This is a genomic window from Psychromonas hadalis ATCC BAA-638, assembly GCF_000420245.1.
Classification (GTDB): domain Bacteria; phylum Pseudomonadota; class Gammaproteobacteria; order Enterobacterales; family Psychromonadaceae; genus Psychromonas; species Psychromonas hadalis.
On sequence record NZ_ATUO01000271.1, the window covers coordinates 1 to 2624 of the forward strand.

3 protein-coding genes are annotated in these 2624 nt (G+C 37.8%); 1 reads left to right on the forward strand and 2 read right to left on the reverse strand.

Annotated elements, in window-relative coordinates; genetic code table 11:
- Positions 1–90: 90 nt before the first annotated feature.
- Positions 91–249, reverse strand: coding sequence for a sugar phosphate nucleotidyltransferase (locus G322_RS23100; RefSeq protein ID WP_022943186.1), 159 nt, complete (start codon positions 247–249; stop codon positions 91–93).
- Between the two features lie 325 nt (positions 250–574).
- A complete protein-coding gene (locus G322_RS0118645) occupies positions 575–1210 on the reverse strand; it encodes an alternative oxidase (RefSeq protein WP_022943187.1) in 636 nt (211 codons plus the stop codon).
- A 319-nt stretch (positions 1211–1529) separates the two neighbouring features.
- Here G322_RS0118645 and ansA point away from each other — a divergent pair, with 319 nt between their 5' ends.
- Positions 1530–2552, forward strand: coding sequence for an asparaginase (ansA, locus tag G322_RS0118650; protein ID WP_022943188.1), 1023 nt, complete (start codon positions 1530–1532; stop codon positions 2550–2552).
- The last annotated feature ends 72 nt before the right edge of the window (positions 2553–2624 follow it).

Here is a 2624-nt window from a genome sequence, read left to right on the forward strand (position 1 = left end):
TGCTTGCAGCAGATTGCTGAAAACCCGAATGATATTGATGCGTTGCTACCATGGAATATTAAGCGTAGCTAGGTGCCATTACCCAGACGCTTACCACACAACAATGACTTTTTGTGTTGCTAACCCACATAGTCTTAATAGCGTTTGTTGTAATAAACTGTCTTTTCTCTGTAAACGCAGACACTGTTTGGGATATAACGCACGTAATAATGGCCGTAAACGACTGCCTGTTCCACCTGCTAATATCATAGGTTTCTCCTGTTAAGGCATATACCTGTTACTTTGCAGTTACCATTCCAACTGTCTTATTTTTTACTGTTTTGTTTTATTTCAATTGCTTGCAGTTTGTAGTGTGGATAATTAAAAGCAGGAGATGAATCTATTTTGCAAAAAAAGAAGCAAATTGCAAAAGCATAAATCGGAACAGTATTTATAAGAGTCTTCTGGTTAGTGAAGTTAAATTGAGCGCTGACTATTGAGATGAATAAACGATGAAATTGACTGATTTATTTAATCTTTTTTTTGGGGGCGGAGATAATAAAGCACTTCTTTTGATGAAGTGCTTTACGCTAGCTTACTGCTGATGTGATGGTAGATCGTTGTTTTCAAATGCGTCTGCAAACTCGTGGTTACGATCACGATGTTTTGCTTCGTCTTCACGGATAAGTAAAATCACATCCATCAAACGGGCATCTTCGGCTAATTTATAATAACTAATGGCGATGGCAGGTGCTGCAACATTTTCTACTTCACCGTTCTCTATTTTTTCTAAAAACTCGGTGTAACTCTTACACGCTTCCTCTTCAAAATAACCGACTACGCGGTGTGCGGTTTTAGAAGATAGAATATACAGTAGTGTGTAAACCACTAAGAATGCACCTTGGCCTAATAACACCAGTGTACGCTCAACCCATGTTGGTTTTGCTACCTCTAAAAAAATCATTAAATGCATACGTTCATTCTCAGCTTCATCTAATAGTTCACGTATCCAACCCTCGTCATCACGCAGTCGGCGTAGTGCTTTCAAATGGTTTAACATGCCCGCAACCATGCCGGGAACCGCTGCAATGGTTTCTAAAATAACTGCGCGTTTGGCATATTTTGTACCGTAGAAGATATTCAGCATAAACTTTAATATCTGGGTGATGTTATAAGCGATATATTCAGAGGTTTTGCTGGGGGTTTGATGCACAGCTTCAAAGTTTGACATAGTGGCAACTCCATAAAATTTAAAAACAAAGTATGACTAAATTAAGGTGTAAATTGATCTAGGTCAATAGTGGTTAGGTGTGCTTTTTCCTTTCAAAACAACTCTATTTAAAAAGTCATTTTCATCACAAAATAATATTTAACATTTTTGGCTATATTTACTTGTATGTGAGTCTAGTTGTTAATAGGAAGTGTTATTTGGGTGGGGTTGTTAATTAAAGTTAACAAAAATAAAATGATGAAAAAATGTTGATTTGGATCAATATTAAAGCGTGATCTAAGCCATACTCTTAGCGAAAATTATTTTAATAGGTAAAGACATGAAAAAACGCATCTATATCGCTTATACGGGTGGCACTATCGGCATGAAGCCATCACCAGAAGGGTTTGTACCGGTTGCAGGATATTTATCGCAAACGATCGCGAATATGCCTGAATTTTATCATAATGATATGCCTGAGTTTGAGATTCATGAATACCAACCTTTAATCGATTCTGCGAATGTGTGTCCTGAAATTTGGCAAACGATCGCGACGGACATAGAAGCACGTTATGATGAATTCGATGGGTTTATTGTATTACATGGTACAGATACAATGTCTTATACCGCGTCAGCACTGTCCTTTGTTTTTGAGCATTTAAGCAAACCGATTATTGTAACGGGATCACAAATTCCGCTGTCACAATTGCGCACCGATGCGCGTATTAATCTGCTTAATTCTCTTTATATTGCAGCGCATCATCCCATTAATGAGGTCTGTCTCTTTTTTAACAACCAGCTTTTCAGAGGTAATCGTACCACCAAACAATATGCAGATGGTTTTGATGCGTTTGTTTCCCCAAATTATCCTGCACTTTTAGAAGCAGGGATTGAGATAAAAAAACTAAATGAAAAGAATGAGTTAAGTTCTGGTGAACCTTTGCTAGTACATCCAATTAAGGTGCAATCTATTGCTATTTTACATCTTTTTCCGGGGTTAAGTTGGCAAGTATTAGATAACCTGTTAAAAAGTCCGCTGCAAGCGTTGGTATTACTGACCTATGGTGTGGGTAATGCACCGCAAGATAAACAGCTTTTAGAGACACTTAAGCGTGCCAGTGAGCGAGGCATTATTATTGTTAATTGTAGCCAATGTTTAAAAGGTGCGGTAAATATGCAAGGGTATGCAACGGGGCATGCATTAAGTGAAGCAGGGGTGATAAGTGGTGGTGACATGACCACAGAGGCGGTGATTGCTAAGTTGTATTATCTGCTTAGTCAAAAAGTGTCATATGTGCAGTTAGTTGAGTTATTTCAGCGTGATTTAAGAGGGGAACTGGCTTATACCAATTACAGTAAATAGCTAATCTATTTTACTGGTTAAAATAACTCACTTCTGCGTTGTAAGTTTTGTAAAGGGAACAACCATTTACGT